We start from the raw sequence: 539 nt of genomic DNA, 5'->3' as shown, positions 1-539 counted from the left end.
CAGAGGGAGCCGTCGAAGGTGGGACTGGCGATTGGGACTAAGTCGTAACAAGGTAGCCGTACCGGAAGGTGCGGCTGGATCACCTCCTTTCTAAGGAGCACTCCACTGCCAGCTCGTCTGGTGGTGGCAGAGCCCGGTCTGTCCCCGAAYGTGGGGCAGCGGGTGCTCAAGGGTGGAACATCGATTACTTGACACCGTCCTGGTGTCTCTCACAAGTACAAGCCGGCAGCTCCCCTCGCGGGGGTTGCGTCCCCTTCCGGGGGGTGCGGCAGTGGAACGTGGGGGATGGCGGGTGCGGTGTCTGACACGTTGTTGGGTCCTGAAGGATCGGACGATACGTGCCGGCTCGAGCTGGCCTGGCCCCTCTTTGGGGGTCTGGTTGGCTCGGGTGGTGTGTGTGGGCTGGTTTTTCTGGTTGTGGGCCCTGCCGAGATCGCGAGCTGYGCTTGTGGTGGGTGTGGGGTGCCGGTTGTATTTTGAGAACTTCACAGTGGACGCGAGCATCTTTGTAGTGTCAAGTTTTTAAGGGCACACGGTGG

General features: G+C 61.5%; 1 rRNA gene. It reads left to right on the top strand.

From position 1 onward, the window contains the following. Nucleotides 1-90, top strand: a 16S ribosomal RNA gene (locus AB4Y83_RS22690); the annotation flags it as partial. Nucleotides 91-539 lie beyond the last annotated feature (449 nt).

Origin of the sequence: Terrabacter sp. RAF57, assembly GCF_052113925.1 — a bacterium.
Taxonomy (GTDB): Bacteria; Actinomycetota; Actinomycetes; order Actinomycetales; family Dermatophilaceae; genus Terrabacter.
Note: the sequence above shows the minus strand (reverse complement) of the source record. Positions and strands in the feature narration are given on the sequence as shown.